Origin of the sequence: Pseudomonas sp. LSJ-87, assembly GCF_032971465.1 — a bacterium.
GTDB classification, from domain to species: domain Bacteria; phylum Pseudomonadota; class Gammaproteobacteria; order Pseudomonadales; family Pseudomonadaceae; genus Aquipseudomonas; species Aquipseudomonas putida_Z.
Genome location: NZ_JAWJYQ010000030.1, coordinates 107,236 through 124,729, shown reverse-complemented (window position 1 = coordinate 124,729; position 17,494 = coordinate 107,236). Strand labels below are relative to the sequence as shown.

Genomic DNA, 17,494 nt, shown 5'->3' with positions numbered 1-17,494 from the left:
TGCTCCCACCTCGATCACATCAGCCTCTAGCCATGCGCAATCCCTGTAGGAGCGGGTTTACCCGCGAAAGGGCCGGCACAGGCTGCACAAGGCCCCACAGTCGCGTAAACTACGCCGCCCACGTGGAGGCATCATGCAAGACGACGATTTTTCCCTGTTCAAGGCCGAAGTGCGCGGTGTCAGACCGATCACGCACGACCGCGCCGAAGTCGGCAAGCCGAAGGCCGACCGCCAGAAGCTGGCCGGCCTGCGCCAGGCGGCGACCGTGCGCAGTGATAAAGCACTGGTGATCGACGGCATGTCCGACCAGTTCGTCATCGACGTTGGCGCCGAAGACGAGCTGCTGTGGCGCCGCGATGGCGTGCAGGAAGGCCAGCTGCGCAAGCTGAAGCTGGGGCAGATCCCGTTCGAGGGCAGCCTCGACCTGCATGGCATGACCGTGGAAAAGGCCCGCGAAACCCTGTGGGACTTCATCGCCGAAGCCACCAAACTGGAAGTGCGCTGCGTGCGGGTTACCCACGGCAAGGCCGCGCGCCTGGACGGCAAGCGCCCGATGATCAAGAGCCACGTCAACACCTGGCTGCGCCAGCACCCGCAGGTGCTCGGTTTTGCCTCGTGCAACGCCCGCCACGGCGGCACCGGCGCGGTGTATGTGATGCTCAAGCGAACCATGCTCGAAGGCCGCGACGAGTAACGCCGCGCTTGCAGCGCCGCCCTCACCGCCGTACCCTTCGTTTTTGCGATTTTTTCCCACAGGTAGATCCATGTCCCTGGAACAGAACTACACCGAGATCCTCAGCCAGATTGGCGAGGACGTCTCCCGTGAGGGCCTGCTCGACACGCCCAAGCGGGCTGCAAAGGCGATGAAGTACCTTTGCCGCGGTTATGAGCAAACACTGGAAGAAGTCACCAACAACGCGCTGTTCAGCTCTGACAACAGCGAAATGGTGCTGGTCCGGGACATCGAGCTGTATTCGATGTGCGAACACCACATGCTGCCGTTCATCGGCAAGGCGCACGTGGCCTACCTGCCCAAGGGCAAGGTACTGGGCCTGTCGAAGGTGGCGCGCATCGTCGACATGTACGCTCGCCGCCTGCAGATCCAGGAAAACCTCAGCCGCCAGGTTGCCGAGGCCGTGCAGCAGGTAACCGGCGCCGCCGGCGTTGCCGTGGTCATCGAAGCCAAGCACATGTGCATGATGATGCGCGGTGTCGAGAAGCAGAACTCGACCATGATCACCTCGGTGATGCTGGGTGAGTTCCGCGAAAACGCCGCCACCCGCAGCGAGTTCCTCAGCCTGATCAAGTGATTGGCTGCTGACCCCGAGCCGACCCTGCCGGGTCGGCTTTTTCATTTCAGGAGTTGCCCATGATCGTCAAAGCCCTGCGGGTTGGCCTCGGCCAGCTCATCGTGTTCGGCGACTGGATCAGCCGCCCGGCCAAGCGCAAGCGCGACGCCGCCGCCCAGGCCCGCGTCGAGCAAGCGGCCCAGGGCCTGGCGCTGTACCAGTTCCACGCCTGCCCGTTCTGCGTCAAGACCCGCCGTACCCTGCACCGTTTGAACGTGCCGGTGGCGCTGCGCGATGCCAAGAACGACCCGGTGCACCGCCAGGCCCTGCAGGAAGGTGGCGGCCGGGTGAAAGTGCCGTGCCTGCGCATTGAAGAAGCGGGCAAGGTGACCTGGATGTATGAGTCCAAGGCGATCATTGCCTACCTGGATGAGCGGTTCGCTTCGGCCTGACAGTTTGCAGGTTTCCTGTACCGGCCCTATCGCCGGCAAGCCAGCTCCCACAGGGATCCCACAATATTCAGTCCTGTGGTGAACCTGTGGGAGCTGGCTTGCCGGCGATAGGGCCAGTACAGGCTAAAGATCAGCCCACCATCGGCACATGCCGTGGATGGCTGCTGACCCGCTCCAGCCAGGCCCTCACTGCCGGGTAGTCGGCCAGGTCGAACCCGCCCTGCTGCGCCACATGGGTGTAGGCATACAACGCCACATCGGCAATCGAATACTGCTCGCCGACCAGGTACGGCGTCATCTGCAGCTGCCGCTCCATCACCCTCAGGGCCTTGTAACCGCCCTTGTGCAGCTTGCGGTACTCCTCCAGGCGCTCGTCCGGCAACCCCAGGTAGAACTGGATGAAACGCGCAACGGCAATGTACGGCTCATGGCTGTACTGCTCGAAGAACTGCCACTGCAACACCTGGGTGCGCAGGCGTGGCTCGGTGGGCAAAAACTCGCTGCCATCGGCCAGGAAGTTGAGAATGGCATTGGACTCCCACAGGTAGCTGCCGTCTTCCAACTCCAGCACCGGCACCTTGCCGTTGGGGTTCATCGCCAGGAACTCGGGCGTTTCGGTCTCGCCCTTGAGGATGTCCACCGGGTGCCATTCATATGGCCGGCCCAGCAGGCTCAACATCAGCTTGACCTTGTAACAGTTGCCCGACTGGTAGTCGCCATAGACCTTGTACATCGCCCCTTCACTCCCAAGCAGTTCTGCATTTGCGCCCAATAGTTGGCGACTGTACGGCTAAAAGCAATGGCCGCTGTATGGCAAGGATCAACCTTGCTCGCTGTAGTCTGAAAAAACTGCTTACACCTTTACAAGGATTTTGTTCATGACCGATGCCACTTCCGCACGCCTGCGGCCCCTGGCAGACAGCTCCCCGTCGGCGGTAGTCGCCGGCTTCATCGCCATGCTCACCGGCTATACCAGCTCGCTGGTGCTGATGTTCCAGGCCGGCCAGGCTGCCGGGCTGACCAGCGCGCAGATTTCGTCATGGATCTGGGCGTTGTCGATCGGCATGGCGGTGTGCAGCATCGGCCTGTCGCTGCGTTATCGCACGCCGATCACAGTGGCCTGGTCCACCCCCGGCGCCGCCCTGCTGATCACCAGCCTGGGCGGAGTCAGCTATGGCGAGGCGATCGGCGCCTACATCACCTGCGCCGTGCTGGTGCTGATCTGTGGCCTGACCGGCAGCTTCGAGCGCCTGGTCAAGCGCATCCCGGCCTCGCTGGCCTCGGCGCTGCTGGCGGGCATCCTGTTCAAGATCGGCAGCGAAATATTCGTTGCCGCCCAGCACCGCACCTTGCTGGTACTGGGCATGTTCTTCAGCTACCTGCTGGTCAAGCGCCTGTCGCCGCGTTACTGCGTATTGGCCGCGTTGCTGGTGGGCACGGTGCTGTCCGGCGCCCTGGGCCTGCTGGACTTCAGCGGCTTCCGCCTGGAAGCGGCCACGCCGGTGTGGACCACGCCAAGCTTCTCGCTGGCGGCGACCATCAGCATTGGCATCCCGCTGTTCGTGGTGGCGATGACTTCGCAGAACATGCCGGGTGTGGCCGTGCTGCGCGCGGACGGCTATCAGGTGCCGGCCTCGCCGCTGATCTCGGCCACCGGCTTTGCCTCGCTGCTGCTGGCACCGTTCGGCTCGCACGGGGTCAACCTGGCGGCGATCAGCGCGGCGATCTGCACCGGGCCGCATGCCCATGAAGACCCGGCCAAGCGTTATACCGCGGCGGTGTGGTGCGGGATTTTCTATGGCATTGCCGGGGTGTTCGGCGCGACCTTGGCGGCGCTGTTTGCGGCGCTGCCGAAAGAGCTGGTGCTGTCGATTGCGGCGCTGGCGCTGTTCGGCTCGATCATGAACGGGCTGACCGTGGCCATGAGCGAAGCGCGGGAGCGGGAGGCGGCGGTGATTACCTTCATGGTGACCGCTTCGGGGCTGACCTTGTTCTCGATCGGTTCGGCGTTCTGGGGGATTGTGGCGGGGGTATTGGCCTTGATGATCCTCAACCCGCGCAGGGCCTGAAGGTATTTGTTGCCTGTACCGGCCTCTTCGCGGGTAAACCCGCTCCCACAGGGAACACACAATATTCAGCATTGTGGTATTCCTGTGGGAGCGGGTTTACCCGCGAAGAGGCCAGTACAGGCAACACAACGCCCAAGCCCAGATCACAACCTGAAATGCCCCACCATCCCCTTCAGGTCGGTACCCAACTGCGCCAGCTCGATACTCGACCGGGCATTGTCCTGCATCGCCAACGCCGCCTGATCGGCACTACCACGGATCTGCGTGACGCTGCGGCTGATCTCTTCCGCCACCGAGCTCTGCTGCTCGGCCGCCGCGGCAATCTGCTGGTTCATCTGCTGGATCAATGACACCGCCGCCGCGATGCTGCCCAGCGCGCTTTCGGTCTGCAGTGCATCAGCCACCGCCAAACGCACCAGCTCGGTACTACCGCGAATCTGCGCCACCGACTGCTGGGCATTGCCACGCAGGCTGGCGACCAGGGTCTCGATCTGCTCGGTAGACTGCCGGGTACGCCGCGCCAGTGCACGCACCTCATCAGCGACCACGGCAAAACTACGGCCCTGCTCACCCGCCCGGGCGGCTTCGATAGCAGCATTCAGCGCCAGCAGGTTGGTCTGCTCGGCCACGCTCTTGATCACTTCCAGCACGTCGCCAATGGTGTGGATCTCGGCACTGAGGCTGTCGATACCGGCGCTGGCCGTCTCCGCCGCCGCCGCCAGTTGCTCGATGCGCTGCATGCTCTGGCGCACCACCTGCTGCCCGGAATCAACCTTCTCGTCCGCAGCCTGGGCCGCCTGCGCCGCCTCTTCGGCATTACGCGCCACATCGTGCACGGTGGCGGTCATCTGTTGCATGGCGGTGGCCACCTGCTCGGTCTCTTCCTTCTGGCTGCCCACCTCGCGATTGGTCTGCTCGGTCACCGCCGATAGCGCCTGCGCATTGCCGGCCAGTTGCTCGATGCCCTGCTGCAAACCGCTGACAATGCCCGACAGGCCCGCCGCCATCTGCTGCATGGCCTGCATCAGCTGCCCTACTTCGTCACGCCGTGGTGCCTGGGCATCAAAGCTCAACTCGCCGGCAGCGATGCGCTGGGCGCGGGCAATCACATGCTTGAGCGGGCCGACCACGGCGCGGGTTATCAGCCAGGCGGCCAGCACACCTACCAGCAGCGCCAATGCCGTAGCCAGGCCGATGGCCACGGCATTGCGTTGCAGTTCGCCCTGCAGGGCCTGCTCCTGCCCCAGGTAAGCCTGGTCGACCCGGCTGGTGACTTGTTCGGCACTGGCTTGCAACTGCGCCTTCAAGCCCTGCTCGCGGGCCAATTGGTCAGTGTATTCGTTGAGCTTTTCCGAGAAGCTGCCAATGTGCCCCGCCACTTCGCCCAGCACACTCTGGTAGCCGGCATCACTGACGGCGCCCTGCAACTGGCTGACCAGGCTGGCGGCCTCGACGGTCTGGGCGATGCGGTCCTGGCTGACGCCCTCTTCGCCCTTGCGGCTTTTTTCCAGGCGTACCCGCGCTTCATCCATGGCCTGCAGCATCAGCCGCGACACCTGTGCCACCTGCCCGGCCTGCTCGAGGAACGCACCGCCCTGCTGGCCCTGGGACTGCTTGAGGGTATACACGCCGTCGTCAGCCAGGCCGGCCTGCAGCACATCGAGGTTGTTGGCCACGCTGGACACCGACCAGCTGGCCATGTCCAGCGCCAGCTCCTTGGCCTGCACCGCCTCGACAAAGGCCTCGAATGCCTGGCCGTAGGCGGCCAGGTCGGTTTCCGCCGCCGCCAGCGCCGGCAGGCCACGGGCGCGTTCGGCCAGGCCCTGCAGGCCGCTGCGCAAGGCCTCGGCCTGCTGCAGGTCGGAGCGCAGGGCAAAGGCCTGCTCGTGCTGGCGCAAGCGCAGCAGGTCGGTATTGAACTGAGCCAGTTGGCGCAAGCTGTCGAAGCGCTGGCCAACGCTGTGCAGCGCGGCAATGCCAATGGCCGCCACCGCCAGGGTCAGCACCAGCACCAGGGCAAAGCCCAGGCCGAGTTTGCGGGCCATGCCCAGGTTGGCCAGCACACCGTGCTTGCTCGCGCCCATGCCGATTCCCCTTCTGCGTGCGAGGTTATCCCGAAGGCCAAGGGTGGCAACGTTGCCAGCCGATGAACAAGGGCCTGGCGTCAGAATAGTGTCAAATAGCTATGAGCGTGTCGCTATCAGCTTGGCAGAGGTCGCCCTGCGTGCTGAAGGAAGGCCTGGGCGCGAGAGTCCTGCCCGTAGGCGACATTGATGCGCAGCCAGGCGCTGGCCGTGCCCTGGTAATCGAAGGCGCTGCCGGGGGTGAGCAGCACATCGTGTTCCAGCGCCAGGCGCTCCAGGCTGGCGAAATCCCGGCCCGGCACGCAGGCCCAGACGAACATGCCGCCGTAGGGCTCGCAGAACACCTGCCAGCCCGCCTGTTCCAGTTGGCCGAGCAGCCTGGCCATGTGCTGCCCCAGGCGCACACGCAGCCGCTGCACGCTCTTGCGGTAGCTGCCGTTGGCCAGCATCTGCCCCACCACCTGCTCGGCAAAGCGCGAGGTGCCGATGCCGCTGACCATCTTCAACTCGGCCAGGCGCGCCAGCAATGCCGGGTCGGCGACCAGGTAGCCGACCCGCAGCGAGCTGCTGAGGGTTTTCGAAAAGCTGGCCATGTAGATTACCCGCTGTTCGCTGTCGAGGGTGGCCAGGCGGGTGGCCGGGCCTTCCTGGAAGTCGGCGTAGATATCGTCCTCGATGATGCGCAAGTCGTGCTCGCGGGCCAGCTCCAGCAGGCGATACGCCACCTTGGGCGTGAGGCTGGTGCCGGTGGGGTTCTGGTACAGGCTGTTGATGAACAGGCAGCGCGGCTTGTGCGCCGCCAGCAGGGCTTCGAGGGTGGCCAGGTCCGGGCCTTCGGCGGTGCGCGGCACCGGCAGCATGTGCACCTGGTGCTGGCGCAGCAGGTTGTACAGGTTGTAGTAGCCGGGGTTTTCCACCAGCACCGTGTCGCCCGGGCGCAGCAGGGTGCGCACCAGCAGGTCGAGGCCGTGGCTGGCGCCGTGGGTAGTGAGGATACGTTCGGGGCCGGCGGCGATGCCCAGCTGCGCCAGGCGCTTGTGCAACTGCTGGCGAAGGCTGGCCAAGCCCAAAGGTGGGCAATAGTCGAACAGGTCCTGTGGGTTGCCGCGGCTGACCTGGCGCACTGCCTGGGCCAGTTCGGTGGCGGCGCGCCAACTGCTGGGCAACCAGCCACAGCCCAGCTTGAGCAACTCGTCATGGCCCTCGCGAAACTGCCGCCAGCTGCCGTCGCCGGCCTCGCCCCAGGGTTGGGCGTCTTCCACGGCCAGGCCGGGTTTGCGCTCGGCGACGAAAAAGCCAGTGCCGTGGCGGGCCTCCAGCCAGCCGCTGGCGACCAGACGGTCGTAGGCTTCGATCACACACGACGCACTGACCGCCTGGCTGCGGGCCAAGGCGCGGATCGACGGCAGGCGCGCGCCGGGGCGCAGGCGGTGCTGGTCGATCCAGGTTTGCAGGTGGTCGGTGAGTTGCTGTACCAGCGGGGTGGTGCTGGTGCGGTCGAGGGGCAAGTGCATGGGGCAAGTGTTCGCTGGTTTTGAGCGAACAGTTAAGCATAAAAGGGTTGGCGGTGTGCCTGGTGATGGGAATGGGCTGGCATCAGAGTTGGCAGGCCCGGCCCTTTCGCGGGTGAACCCGCTCCCACAGAGATAGCACCCAACCCGAGAGCGGTGCAGTACCTGTGGGAGCGGGTTCACCCGCGAAAGGGCCGGTACAGCCACTACAGAACCAGGATCCCTACCCATGCCCTCCGCCCCGGCCCGCCTGGCCTTCGCCCTCTGCCTGATCACCCTGGCCGTCAACCTGCAGGCCCCGCTGTACATCACCTATGCCGACCTCTCCGGCCAAGGCGCCGCCGCCACCGCAGTGGCCTTCTCCGGCTATGTGCTCGGCGTGCTACCCGTGCTGCTGGCCCTGGGCGGGCTGGCCGACCGGGTTGGGCGCCGGCCATTGGTGCTCGCCGCACTGGCCCTGTCGATGGTCGCCACCGTGCTGATGCTGCTGGCCCCCAGCCTGCAAACCCTGGGCCTGGCGCGGCTGTTCCTCGGCCTGGGTACCGGCCTGGCCTCGGCCACGGCCACCGCCTACATGGGTGAACTGATGGGCGGCGCGGACAACACCCGCGCCGCCAATTGGGTTACCGCCAGCACCTCGTTGGGCTTTGGCCTGGGTGCGGCGCTGACCAGCCTGTTCCTGCTGCGCGGCCTCAGCCTGACCCCAGGCAGCTTCCACCTGCAACTGCTGCTGGCGGCGCTGGCCATGCTGCTGGTGTGGCGCCTGCCGGACCCACGCCCGGCACAACGCAACCCCATGCTGCGCCTGCCCTGCTACCCGCGTGGCAGCGTGGCCTATGGCCTGGCCATTTTGCTGGCGTGGGCCTGCGTGGGGCTGGTGATCGCCCTGCTGCCGGGCATCCTGCGCCAGCATGGGCTTAGCGCCTGGTCGGGGTTCTCGACCTTCTGCGTGATCAGTTGCGGGTTGTTGTTCCAGCCCATGGCACGGCGCCTCAGCAGCCGTACGGCCACGTTGCTGGGGCTGGTGATATTACCGTGCAGCTATGCCGTGCTGGCCTGGGGTGCGGACAGCGGCCAGCTGAGCGCGGTATTGCTGGGTGCGGTGGCGGCCAGTAGTGCGTGCTACGGGTTTATCTACCTGGGCGGGCTGGCGGCGGTGAACGAGCTGGCCGGCAGCGAGAAGACACGGGCCAGTGCCGGGTTCTTCCTGCTGGCGTACCTGGGGTTCAGCCTGCCGGTGATCTTTACCGGTCTGTTGAGCGACCGGCTGGGGTCACAGTTGGCGTTGCTGGTGTTTGGTGGTGTGCTGGTGGTGGGATGTGTGGTGGTTGGGCTGGCATTGAGGTGGTCTGCCAGGGCCTCTTCGCGGGCTTGCCCGCTCCCACAGGGACATCACAGGACCTGAGGTCAGCGGGGTACCTGTGGGAGCGGGCAAGCCCGCGAAGAAGGCCACGCGGTTTCGGCTCAGATCGCCGTAGCCCCACCATCCACCGCCAGGCAATGCCCAGTAGTAAACGCCGCGCCATCACTGCACAGGTACAGCACGGCACTGGCAATTTCCTCGACCTTGCCAATGCGCCCCACCGGATGCATGGCAGCGGCAAACTCGGCCTTGCGTGGGTCGGCCTCATAGGCGCGGCGGAACATGTCGGTGTCGATCACCGCCGGGCACACCGCATTCACCCGGATGCCCTTCTTGGCGTACTCGATGGCCGCCGACTTGGTCAGGCCGATCACCGCGTGCTTGGAGGCGCTGTAGATGCTCATCTTCGGCGCCGCGCCCAAGCCCGCCACCGAAGCGGTATTGACGATGGCCCCACCGCCCTGGGCCAACAGCAACGGCAGCTGGTACTTCATGCACAGCCACACACCCTTCACGTTGACGCCCATGATGGCATCGAACTCCGCCTCGCTGCCCTCGGCCAGGCGGCCCTGCTCTATCTCGATACCTGCGTTGTTGTAGGCATAGTCCAGCCGGCCATAGGCGGCGATCAGGCGCTCGTGCAGTTGGCGCACCTCGGCGTCACGGGTAACGTCGCAGGCAATGAACAGCGCCTCCCCGCCCGCAGCGTGGATCAGGGCCACAGTTGCCTCGCCACCGGCCGGGTCGAGGTCGGCCACCACCACCTTCAGGCCCTCCCGGGCGAAAGCCAGGGCAGTTGCCCGGCCGATGCCGGCGGCACCGCCGGTGACCAGGGCTACCTGGCCGGAAAAGGTCATGCTCATCGCGTGCTCCAAAGCGTGCTTGGTGGGGTTCAGAGCATAGTCAGCCACCAGCCGCCCGGGCAGCATCATCACCCCACCGGTTGGGCTACCATGCTTGTCAGTGATGTTAAGGACCTGCCTACATCAACAGGGTAGATTTGACGCCTCCCCCTTCCATTGCCCACAAGGACCCGCCATGACCAACACCAACCGCCGCTTCCTGCTCGCCAAACGCCCGGTCGGCGCCGTGCGCCGTGACGACTTCAGCTTCGAGACCGTGCCCGCCGAACAACCCGGCGAAGGCCAGGTGCTGGTGCGCAACCTGTACCTGTCGCTGGACCCGGCCATGCGCGGCTGGATGAACGAAGGCAAGTCCTACATCCCGCCCGTGGCCCTGGGCCAGGTGATGCGCGCGCTGGGTGTTGGCGAGGTTGTTGCCTCCAACCACCCCGCCTACAAGCCGGGCGACCATGTAAGCGGCGCCCTTGGCGTGCAGGACTACTTCACTGGCGAACCCCAGGGCCTGCACAAGATCGACCCCAGCCTGGCGCCCCTGCCGCGCTATCTGTCGGCGCTGGGCATGACCGGCATGACCGCCTACTTCGCCCTGCTGGACGTCGGCCAGCCCAAGGCCGGTGACACTGTGGTCATTTCCGGCGCGGCAGGCGCGGTGGGCAGCATTGTCGGGCAAATTGCCAAGATCAAAGGCTGCCGCGTGGTCGGCATTGCCGGCGGCGCCGAGAAGTGCCAGTACCTTAAGGACGAACTGGGCTTTGACGGGGTGATCGACTACAAGGCCGAAGATGTGCTGGCCGGCCTGAAGCGCGAATGCCCCAAAGGCGTGGACGTGTACTTCGACAACGTCGGCGGCGACATCCTCGACGCCGTGCTGACCCGCATCAACTTCAAGGCACGCATCGTGATTTGCGGCGCCATCAGCCAGTACAACAACAAGGAAGCGGTGAAAGGCCCGGCCAACTACCTGTCGCTACTGGTAAACCGCGCGCGCATGGAAGGCTTCGTGGTGATGGATTACGCCAAGGATTACGGCAAGGCCGCGCTGGAGATTGCCGGGTGGCTGGCCAGCGGGCAGGTGAAGAGCAAGGAGGATGTGGTGGAAGGGCTGGAGACCTTCCCCGAGACCTTGCTGAAGCTGTTCAGTGGGGAGAACTTTGGCAAGTTGGTGCTCAAGGTTCGAGATTGAGGTAGCCAACACTGGCCTCATCGCCGGCAAGCCAGCTCCCACAGGTACAGCGCCACCCTTGAGCCCGATGCTGTACCTGTGGGAGGTGTTCAGTGGGGAGAACTTTGGCAAGTTGGTGCTCAAGGTTCGAGATTGAGGTAGCCAACACTGGCCTCATCGCCGGCAAGCCAGCTCCCACAGGTACAGCGCCACCCTTGAGCCCGATGCTGTACCTGTGGGAGGTGTTCAGTGGGGAGAACTTTGGCAAGTTGGTGCTCAAGGTTCGAGATTGAGGTAGCCAACACTGGCCTCATCGCCGGCAAGCCAGCTCCCACAGGTACAGCGCCACCCTTGAGCCCGATGCTGTACCTGTGGGAGGTGTTCAGTGGGGAGAACTTTGGCAAGTTGGTGCTCAAGGTTCGAGATTGAGGTAGCCAACACTGGCCTCATCGCCGGCAAGCCAGCTCCCACAGGTACAGCGCCACCCTTGAGCCCGATGCTGTACCTGTGGGAGGTGTTCAGTGGGGAGAACTTTGGCAAGTTGGTGCTCAAGGTTCGAGATTGAGGTAGTCAATACTGGCCTCATCGCCGGCAAGCCAGCTCCCACAGGTACAGCGCCACCCTTGAGTCCGACGCTGTACCTGTGGGAGCTGGCTTGCCGGCGATTGGGCCGCACAGCGGCCCCGGCGATAACTGCAGCACCGCGTTCGCAGCGCGTCAGATTTTCCTGAACCTTGCTCTCACCGCTTCAGCTTGAAGCAGCAAGCGAACTATCCTACGCAGCGGTCGGAAGCAGCTGAATTGTCGGGGAAATCCCTCAGGGATAACTTCACCGGGTCGCCATGTTGGTGACCGGGTGTGAGAACCTGTTATGCACTGCTGCTCCACTGTTCAATGGCAGCCATTCGCGGGCAGGCTTCGGCTTGGCCGGCGTCAGTGCACCGGTTTCTCACCCCGCGCAATGGCTGCCACCCTTGTCCGTGAGAAAGATCCGGGTGGTTGCTCCTCGTCACGCACTGGATCTTAACCATGAAAAAGTACACCCCCTCCCCCATCCTAACCGCAGGCCTGGAAACCTTCCTCGAAGCCGGCAACCCCACCCTGGACCTGCTCCGCGTACAACCCGGCATACCGATCGATGATGCCTACGAGCACGTGTCAGTCCTGCTGGGCTACATCAAGCACCTTGTGCGCGAAGGCGACATGGAGGATGACCACAAGCTGCTGGGCTCCGCCGATTACCTGCTGGCCATGGCCAAGGCCCTGATGAACGACATCGAACTGGCCAAGAACAAGCTGCACTGACAAGGCAACGCAGCCCCTTGTGGGAGCGGCCGGCACAGCAGACGCTTCCACACCGTTACAACCCCGCACAAGTCTTCGCACCGTCGCTCTGGTAGCATCCGGCGCGCACCAACATCTTCGCCGCCTGAACCGGCAATCATAGGTAAATCAAGAGCATGGGCCGTGCAAGCAGCACGGCTCCAACGGGGGGATCAATGGATTTATGGACTGCCTTCCAGGCAATCATCCTGGGAGTGGTTGAAGGGCTCACGGAGTTTCTACCGATCTCCAGTACCGGGCACCAGATCATCGTTGCCGATTTGATAGATTTCGGCGGTGAACGCGCGATAGCGTTCAACATCATCATCCAGCTGGCGGCGATCCTGGCGGTAGTGTGGGAGTTTCGCGGCAAGATCCTGGAAGTGGTGTTCGGCCTGACCAGTCAGCCCGCGGCGCGGCGCTTCACCGGCAACCTGCTGTTGGCGTTCCTGCCAGCGGTGGTGCTGGGCGTGCTGTTCGCCGACCTGATTCACCACTACCTGTTCAACCCGATCACCGTGGCAACGGCCTTGGTGGTTGGCGGGGTAATCATGCTCTGGGCCGAACGCCGTACCCACCGCGTGGCAGTCGACCACGTCGATGACATGCGCTGGAGCCATGCCCTGAAGATCGGCTTCGTCCAGTGCCTGGCAATGATCCCGGGCACGTCGCGTTCCGGGTCCACCATCATCGGCGGCCTGCTGTTCGGCCTGTCGCGCAAGGCGGCCACCGAGTTCTCGTTCTTTCTGGCGATGCCGACCATGGTCGGCGCAGCAGTGTATTCGGGTTACAAGTACCGTGAGCTGTTCCAGCCCGGCGACCTGCCGGTGTTCGCCATCGGCTTCGTGACCTCGTTCATCTTCGCCATGATCGCCGTGCGTGCGCTGCTCAAGTTCATCGCCAACCACAGCTACGCGACGTTTGCCTGGTATCGCATCGCCTTCGGTTTATTGATCCTGGCTACCTGGCAGTTCGGCTGGATCGACTGGTCGACAGCTCAGGGCTGATAGCACGACACAAAAATGAAAAAGGGCTGCATCCGCAGCCCTTTTTCATTGGTCGGGTTCAGCCGCGTATTTCAGCGACTACCGCAGCCAGCGCTTGCGCCGGGTCGGCGGCCTGGCTGATCGGGCGGCCGATCACCAGGTAGTCCGAACCTGCATCCAGTGCCTGGCGTGGGGTGAGGATACGGCGCTGGTCATCCTGCGCACTGCCTGCCGGGCGAATGCCCGGGGTCACCAACTGCAGCGACGGGTGCGCCGCCTTCAGTGCCGGGGCCTCAAGCGCCGAGCACACCAAACCGTCCATGCCAGCCTTCTCGGCCAGCGCCGCCAGGCGCAGCACCTGCTCTTGCGGGTCGACATCCAGGCCGATGCCGGCCAGGTCTTCACGCTCCATGCTGGTCAGCACGGTCACACCAATCAGCAACGGCTGCGGGCCGCTGCGCTTGGCCAGCTCTTCACGGCAGGCCGCCATCATGCGCAGGCCACCGGAGCAATGCACGTTCACCATCCATACACCCATCTCGGCCGCGGCCTTCACCGCCATGGCGGTGGTGTTGGGGATGTCGTGGAACTTGAGGTCCAGGAACACTTCGAAGCCCTTGTCGCACAGGGTTTCGACAATGCCCGAAGCGCTGCTGGTGAACAGCTCCTTGCCAACCTTCACCCGGCACAGCGCAGGGTCAAGCTGGTCAGCCAGCTTCAGGGCGGCCTCACGGGTAGGGAAATCCAGGGCGACGATCAGGGGCGTCTGGCAGGCGGACATGGGCAGGGTCTCTTGGCAAGTCGAAAACGGCGCGCATTGTAAACGAAGTGGCACAAGCTTTGGGGCCCGCAGGTCACGGAATTGGCCCGACAGTGGCTGGCTCCTATAATTGAACCAACGGAACGGGCAATTGCTCAACATTTGTACAAGCGCTGCCCATCACCAGCAAAGGAGAACGACAATGCCCTGGTATGCCTGGCTGATACTCATCATAGCCCTCGGCTCGATCGTCGGCGGGCTGATGCTGCTGCGCGATACGGCAAATAAACTGCCACTGACCGAAGAACAGCTGCGCAAGGTGCATGAGCGCAATGCCGAAGCGGATGCCAAGGATGCGCAGGACCGCTAGCACGCACGCCGATCGCTGGCACGATCTGACCGGCTGATACATAACTCATTGAGTCGGCAGGGTCCCTGTGGGAGCGGCTTTAGCCGCGAATACCGGCGCAGCCGGTGCCATGCACCGCGTTTGTTTCTTCGCGGCTAAAGCCGCTCCCACAGGGTACGCGGACCGCTTTCGAATTCAGTTCTCTCAATTGAATCTTCATGAAAGTCAGGGCCAGGACACAAACCCCAGCCCCTCCCCCTTATTCCACCATCACCTTGTCCCGGTTACGCTCCAGCAACGCATTACCAATCCCCTTGATCTCCAGCAGTTCATCCACCGAAGCAAACGGCCCATTGGCCTCCCGGTAGGCCACTATGGCCTCAGCCTTGGCCTTCCCTATCCCGTTCAGCTCCTTCTGCAAAGTAAGCGCATCAGCCGTGTTCAGGTCCAGCCGCTGCGGCTGCTGGGCCTGCTGCTGGGTTACCACCGGCACCGGCTCGGCCACCGCCGTAGTGCTGGCCGGGGCAGCGCTAAGGGAAAAGGACAGGCTGGCGAACAGCGGCAGCAGCAAGTACGACAGAACGTTGTTACGCATGGTGAATACTCCTGGGTTGGTCATTTTCCAGCAGCCGCTTTCCTTCGGCCGCGCAATCAACCCTAGCGGCAAACCCCACACCGAAACAGCCACCATCATCGGCGAATGGTTACCAAATCGATCAATCACCAACCCAACTTCGCCAACCCAGAAACAATGGCCTTTCCCCCCTCAACCACCCCGCCCCTAGAGCATTGGCGCCATCCCTTATGGCCTGTAGCCGAATACCCGTTTGTCCGATGCCGCATTCACAGCAAAACCTGCCCACATTCCTACAACCCCCGGTGAACAAGGCCTGATCACAAACAACCGCACTCTGCAGCTGGCAAACACACCACCTGCCAACTGGCATCACATGAACCAACTGCTAGATTTTTTGAGCAATGGACAGCCGTTTGCTTGAAGGACCCAAGCTGCATGCCCCCATTCACCCGCCGCTTGCCCTCGCACCCAGCCCGTCCACCAGGCCAGCCTTCACGCGCCTGCCCAGCCCATTCGGCCCACCCGTACTGCCCCCGTCCAGCAAGAGGATCACCGCCGTGCCCCTCAAGACCCTCACCGTATTTGGCACCCGTCCAGAAGCCATCAAGATGGCCCCGCTTGCCCTGCAACTCGCCCAGGATGCCCGCTTCGAGTCCCGCGTGTGCGTCACCGGCCAGCACCGGCAAATGCTCGACCAGGTACTGGAACTGTTCGATATCACCCCCGATTACGACTTGAACATCATGAAACCCGGCCAGGACCTGACCGGCGTGACTACCGGGATTTTGCAGGGTATCCAGCCGGTACTGGCCGAATTCAAGCCCGATGTTGTGCTGGTGCATGGCGACACCGCGACCACGTTTGCCACCAGCCTGGCGGCCTATTACCAGCAAATCCCCATCGCCCACGTAGAAGCCGGCCTGCGCACCAACAACCTGTATTCCCCCTGGCCAGAGGAAGGCAACCGGCGCCTGACCGGCACCCTGGCCGCCCTGCACTTCGCCCCCACCGCCACCTCGCGTGACAACCTGCTAAGGGAAGGCACCGACCCGGCGAGCATTTTCACCACCGGCAACACCGTGATCGACGCCCTGCTGGAAGTGGTGCACAAACTGGAGAGCCCAGCGCTGAGGGCCCAGTTCGAACGCCAGTTCGATTACCTGTCAGCCAACCGCCGCATGGTGCTGGTAACAGGCCACCGCCGCGAGAACTTTGGCGGTGGCTTCGAACGCATCTGCCAGGCTTTGGTACAGACGGCGCGCCAGTTCCCCGAGGTGGATGTGCTGTACCCGGTGCACCTCAACCCCAACGTGCGCGAACCGGTCAACCGGCTGCTGGCGGATGTGGGGAATATCTACCTGATCGAACCACTGGATTACCTGCCGTTCGTTTACCTGATGAGCCGTGCGTATGTAATTTTGACCGACTCGGGGGGCATTCAGGAGGAAGCACCGGCACTGGGCAAACCGGTGCTGGTGATGCGCGATACCACGGAGCGGCCAGAGGCCGTGGCAGCGGGGACTGTGAAGCTGGTGGGTACGGAGGTGGATTCCATTGCCGGTGAGCTGGCCAGGTTGTTGACGGATGAGGGGGCTTACCGGGAGATGAGCGTGGCGCATAACCCCTACGGCGATGGCAAAGCGTGTGGGCGGATAGTGCAGGCGCTCGCTGATCTTGCCGTTGCACAGGATGCGCAGAAGGCGCCCAAGGCTTGAGCAATAGAGGCCGCCGGTGCGGCCCTATACCATACGATCAGGTTAACGAACGTCAATAAATTGTAGGAATAATGTGAAAATTCTGTAACATTGGATCCATTGAAATATGGCTTTTTGATACTACAAGGACGAAGCGTGGTTGGCGACACACAGATCTGGCAAGACGAATACCCCCACACCCTGCGGTATCGCGACACCACCCTGCACCTTCAGGGCCCCATTGCCCCTCACACCCGACAAGCCTTCGAACAGCTGATCGCGCAAAGCGCCAGCGCCAAACGGGTCAGCGCACCGCTCGCCTGCGTGCAGAGCCAGTTGTTCACCAAGCGCGAAAAACTCGACTCGCTGAAAAAGAAACTGCGCATGCAACGCGGCAGGCCCAAGCGCAACGGCATGTACGACTGGTCTCTCGAGGAACTGATCAATACGCGCGAAGCGGGCCGCCGCGGTGCACGGGTGCCAAGGCTGGTCGGCTACGGTTACAGCCGCTCCAGGTTCGGCCTGATGCAAGACTTCTTCCTTATCACCGAATTGCTCAGTGGCCACGAGGACGGGTTGGCAAGAATCCGCAGGGCGCCCGAAGCGGTGCACCAGGTAATCGAGGCCGCCTTCGAACTGCTGCATGCCCTGCACTGCCGGGGGGTCACCCACATGGACCTGTGGGCCGCCAACGTGATGCTCCCGCAACAAGGCAAAGCGCAGGCCATCGACCTGGAGAACAGCTTCTCCGAGCCGGGCAATTTCTTCAGCGAAACCCTGGGCTTTCAGTTCGGCTTTTTCTACTACCGGGAAATTTACCGTTACATAACCGAAGCGGACTACGATGCCGCGGTTGAATGCGCACTGGCCGAGTACTTCCCTGATGTGCAACGTGCTGCCTTCAACCGGGTATACGCGCTTGCCAAGCATGAGGAAATCGGGCGCCTGAAGCGCCGCGAGATCTTCACCCGTGGCGTACTCGAAAGTCGTTGGTAAGCACCATTGCTACACG

Annotated in this window: 17 protein-coding genes and 1 pseudogene; 11 read left to right on the top strand and 7 right to left on the bottom strand. The window is 63.5% G+C overall.

What is annotated here, in order from left to right:
- Positions 1-133: 133 nt before the first annotated feature.
- The 3 genes from RYH74_RS18850 to RYH74_RS18840 all read left to right on the top strand — a co-directional run bounded on the left by RYH74_RS18850 (position 134) and on the right by RYH74_RS18840 (position 1,741).
- Positions 134-694, top strand: a complete 561-nt coding sequence (locus RYH74_RS18850; RefSeq protein WP_317409908.1) for a Smr/MutS family protein — start codon at positions 134-136, stop codon at positions 692-694.
- A gap of 70 nt (positions 695-764) precedes the next feature.
- Positions 765-1,310, top strand: coding sequence for a GTP cyclohydrolase I FolE (gene folE / locus RYH74_RS18845; RefSeq protein ID WP_013971502.1), 546 nt, complete (start codon positions 765-767; stop codon positions 1,308-1,310).
- Positions 1,311-1,369: 59 nt separating this feature from the next.
- Positions 1,370-1,741: a glutaredoxin family protein gene (locus tag RYH74_RS18840; protein ID WP_003260822.1), complete on the top strand. Its 372-nt coding sequence runs from the start codon at positions 1,370-1,372 to the stop codon at positions 1,739-1,741.
- A gap of 130 nt (positions 1,742-1,871) precedes the next feature.
- Here the strand turns inward: RYH74_RS18840 and RYH74_RS18835 are convergent, their stop codons facing one another.
- Positions 1,872-2,474 carry a glutathione S-transferase family protein gene (locus tag RYH74_RS18835; protein ID WP_025338149.1) on the bottom strand — a complete coding sequence of 201 codons (603 nt, stop codon included), beginning with the start codon at positions 2,472-2,474 and terminating at the stop codon, positions 1,872-1,874.
- A 145-nt stretch (positions 2,475-2,619) separates the two neighbouring features.
- On the opposite strand from RYH74_RS18835, the gene RYH74_RS18830 reads away from it, so the two are divergent.
- Positions 2,620-3,810 (top strand): benzoate/H(+) symporter BenE family transporter, encoded by a 1,191-nt coding sequence (locus RYH74_RS18830; RefSeq protein WP_084785075.1) that lies wholly within the window; start codon positions 2,620-2,622, stop codon positions 3,808-3,810.
- Between the two features lie 143 nt (positions 3,811-3,953).
- Here RYH74_RS18830 and RYH74_RS26560 read toward each other — a convergent pair whose 3' ends face one another.
- The 3 genes and pseudogenes from RYH74_RS26560 to RYH74_RS18820 form a co-directional block, all read right to left on the bottom strand.
- Positions 3,954-4,817, bottom strand: a complete 864-nt coding sequence (locus tag RYH74_RS26560) for a methyl-accepting chemotaxis protein (protein ID WP_410903078.1) — start codon at positions 4,815-4,817, stop codon at positions 3,954-3,956.
- Positions 4,815-5,342, bottom strand: a pseudogene (locus RYH74_RS26555) (HAMP domain-containing protein); the annotation flags it as partial. The pseudogene RYH74_RS26555 and the gene RYH74_RS26560, both read right to left, overlap by 3 nt.
- 668 nt (positions 5,343-6,010) lie before the next feature.
- Complete coding sequence (locus tag RYH74_RS18820; RefSeq protein ID WP_317409906.1) at positions 6,011-7,408, bottom strand: PLP-dependent aminotransferase family protein; 1,398 nt, start codon at positions 7,406-7,408, stop codon at positions 6,011-6,013.
- A gap of 226 nt (positions 7,409-7,634) precedes the next feature.
- Here RYH74_RS18820 and RYH74_RS18815 point away from each other — a divergent pair, with 226 nt between their 5' ends.
- The gene (locus RYH74_RS18815; RefSeq protein ID WP_317409905.1) at positions 7,635-8,810 is read left to right on the top strand and encodes an MFS transporter; all 1,176 of its coding nucleotides are present in this window, start codon (positions 7,635-7,637) and stop codon (positions 8,808-8,810) included.
- Positions 8,811-8,869: 59 nt separating this feature from the next.
- On the opposite strand, the gene RYH74_RS18810 is transcribed toward RYH74_RS18815, so the two are convergent.
- Complete coding sequence (locus tag RYH74_RS18810; protein WP_025338144.1) at positions 8,870-9,631, bottom strand: SDR family oxidoreductase; 762 nt, start codon at positions 9,629-9,631, stop codon at positions 8,870-8,872.
- A gap of 175 nt (positions 9,632-9,806) precedes the next feature.
- On the opposite strand from RYH74_RS18810, the gene RYH74_RS18805 reads away from it, so the two are divergent.
- From RYH74_RS18805 to RYH74_RS18795, 3 genes are all read left to right on the top strand, one after another.
- Positions 9,807-10,814, top strand: coding sequence for an NADP-dependent oxidoreductase (locus tag RYH74_RS18805; RefSeq protein ID WP_075044082.1), 1,008 nt, complete (start codon positions 9,807-9,809; stop codon positions 10,812-10,814).
- Positions 10,815-11,822: 1,008 nt separating this feature from the next.
- Positions 11,823-12,098, top strand: a complete 276-nt coding sequence (locus RYH74_RS18800; protein WP_075044081.1) for a DUF3077 domain-containing protein — start codon at positions 11,823-11,825, stop codon at positions 12,096-12,098.
- Positions 12,099-12,292: 194 nt separating this feature from the next.
- Positions 12,293-13,123 carry an undecaprenyl-diphosphate phosphatase gene (locus tag RYH74_RS18795; protein ID WP_025338140.1) on the top strand — a complete coding sequence of 277 codons (831 nt, stop codon included), beginning with the start codon at positions 12,293-12,295 and terminating at the stop codon, positions 13,121-13,123.
- Positions 13,124-13,181: 58 nt separating this feature from the next.
- Here the strand turns inward: RYH74_RS18795 and pyrF are convergent, their stop codons facing one another.
- Entirely contained in the window at positions 13,182-13,883 is a 702-nt protein-coding gene (pyrF, locus tag RYH74_RS18790) for an orotidine-5'-phosphate decarboxylase (RefSeq protein ID WP_010952851.1), read from the bottom strand.
- A gap of 181 nt (positions 13,884-14,064) precedes the next feature.
- Here pyrF and RYH74_RS18785 point away from each other — a divergent pair, with 181 nt between their 5' ends.
- Positions 14,065-14,232 (top strand): DUF2897 family protein, encoded by a 168-nt coding sequence (locus tag RYH74_RS18785; RefSeq protein ID WP_317409904.1) that lies wholly within the window; start codon positions 14,065-14,067, stop codon positions 14,230-14,232.
- 238 nt (positions 14,233-14,470) lie between these two features.
- Here the strand turns inward: RYH74_RS18785 and RYH74_RS18780 are convergent, their stop codons facing one another.
- Positions 14,471-14,806, bottom strand: coding sequence for a ComEA family DNA-binding protein (locus RYH74_RS18780; RefSeq protein WP_024086485.1), 336 nt, complete (start codon positions 14,804-14,806; stop codon positions 14,471-14,473).
- Positions 14,807-15,345: 539 nt separating this feature from the next.
- On the opposite strand from RYH74_RS18780, the gene wecB reads away from it, so the two are divergent.
- Positions 15,346-16,503 (top strand): non-hydrolyzing UDP-N-acetylglucosamine 2-epimerase, encoded by a 1,158-nt coding sequence (wecB, locus tag RYH74_RS18775; protein WP_317409903.1) that lies wholly within the window; start codon positions 15,346-15,348, stop codon positions 16,501-16,503.
- 135 nt (positions 16,504-16,638) lie between these two features.
- Positions 16,639-17,478 carry a lipopolysaccharide kinase InaA family protein gene (locus RYH74_RS18770; protein WP_317409902.1) on the top strand — a complete coding sequence of 280 codons (840 nt, stop codon included), beginning with the start codon at positions 16,639-16,641 and terminating at the stop codon, positions 17,476-17,478.
- Positions 17,479-17,494: the final 16 nt, after the last annotated feature.

What these genes read in the sequence shown, in the direction of transcription:
- RYH74_RS18795 (WP_025338140.1), top strand. Translation starts at nt 12,293, where the DNA reads ATGGATTTATGGACTGCCTTCCAGGCAATCATCCTGGGAGTGGTTGAA.
- RYH74_RS18810 (WP_025338144.1), bottom strand. Translation starts at nt 9,631, where the DNA reads ATGAGCATGACCTTTTCCGGCCAGGTAGCCCTGGTCACCGGCGGTGCC.
- RYH74_RS18835 (WP_025338149.1), bottom strand. Translation starts at nt 2,474, where the DNA reads ATGTACAAGGTCTATGGCGACTACCAGTCGGGCAACTGTTACAAGGTC.
- RYH74_RS18830 (WP_084785075.1), top strand. Translation starts at nt 2,620, where the DNA reads ATGACCGATGCCACTTCCGCACGCCTGCGGCCCCTGGCAGACAGCTCC.
- RYH74_RS18850 (WP_317409908.1), top strand. Translation starts at nt 134, where the DNA reads ATGCAAGACGACGATTTTTCCCTGTTCAAGGCCGAAGTGCGCGGTGTC.
- RYH74_RS18800 (WP_075044081.1), top strand. Translation starts at nt 11,823, where the DNA reads ATGAAAAAGTACACCCCCTCCCCCATCCTAACCGCAGGCCTGGAAACC.
- RYH74_RS18815 (WP_317409905.1), top strand. Translation starts at nt 7,635, where the DNA reads ATGCCCTCCGCCCCGGCCCGCCTGGCCTTCGCCCTCTGCCTGATCACC.
- RYH74_RS18820 (WP_317409906.1), bottom strand. Translation starts at nt 7,408, where the DNA reads ATGCACTTGCCCCTCGACCGCACCAGCACCACCCCGCTGGTACAGCAA.
- RYH74_RS18785 (WP_317409904.1), top strand. Translation starts at nt 14,065, where the DNA reads ATGCCCTGGTATGCCTGGCTGATACTCATCATAGCCCTCGGCTCGATC.
- folE (WP_013971502.1), top strand. Translation starts at nt 765, where the DNA reads ATGTCCCTGGAACAGAACTACACCGAGATCCTCAGCCAGATTGGCGAG.
- pyrF (WP_010952851.1), bottom strand. Translation starts at nt 13,883, where the DNA reads ATGTCCGCCTGCCAGACGCCCCTGATCGTCGCCCTGGATTTCCCTACC.
- RYH74_RS18805 (WP_075044082.1), top strand. Translation starts at nt 9,807, where the DNA reads ATGACCAACACCAACCGCCGCTTCCTGCTCGCCAAACGCCCGGTCGGC.
- RYH74_RS18780 (WP_024086485.1), bottom strand. Translation starts at nt 14,806, where the DNA reads ATGCGTAACAACGTTCTGTCGTACTTGCTGCTGCCGCTGTTCGCCAGC.
- RYH74_RS26560 (WP_410903078.1), bottom strand. Translation starts at nt 4,817, where the DNA reads ATGGCGGCGGGCCTGTCGGGCATTGTCAGCGGTTTGCAGCAGGGCATC.
- RYH74_RS18840 (WP_003260822.1), top strand. Translation starts at nt 1,370, where the DNA reads ATGATCGTCAAAGCCCTGCGGGTTGGCCTCGGCCAGCTCATCGTGTTC.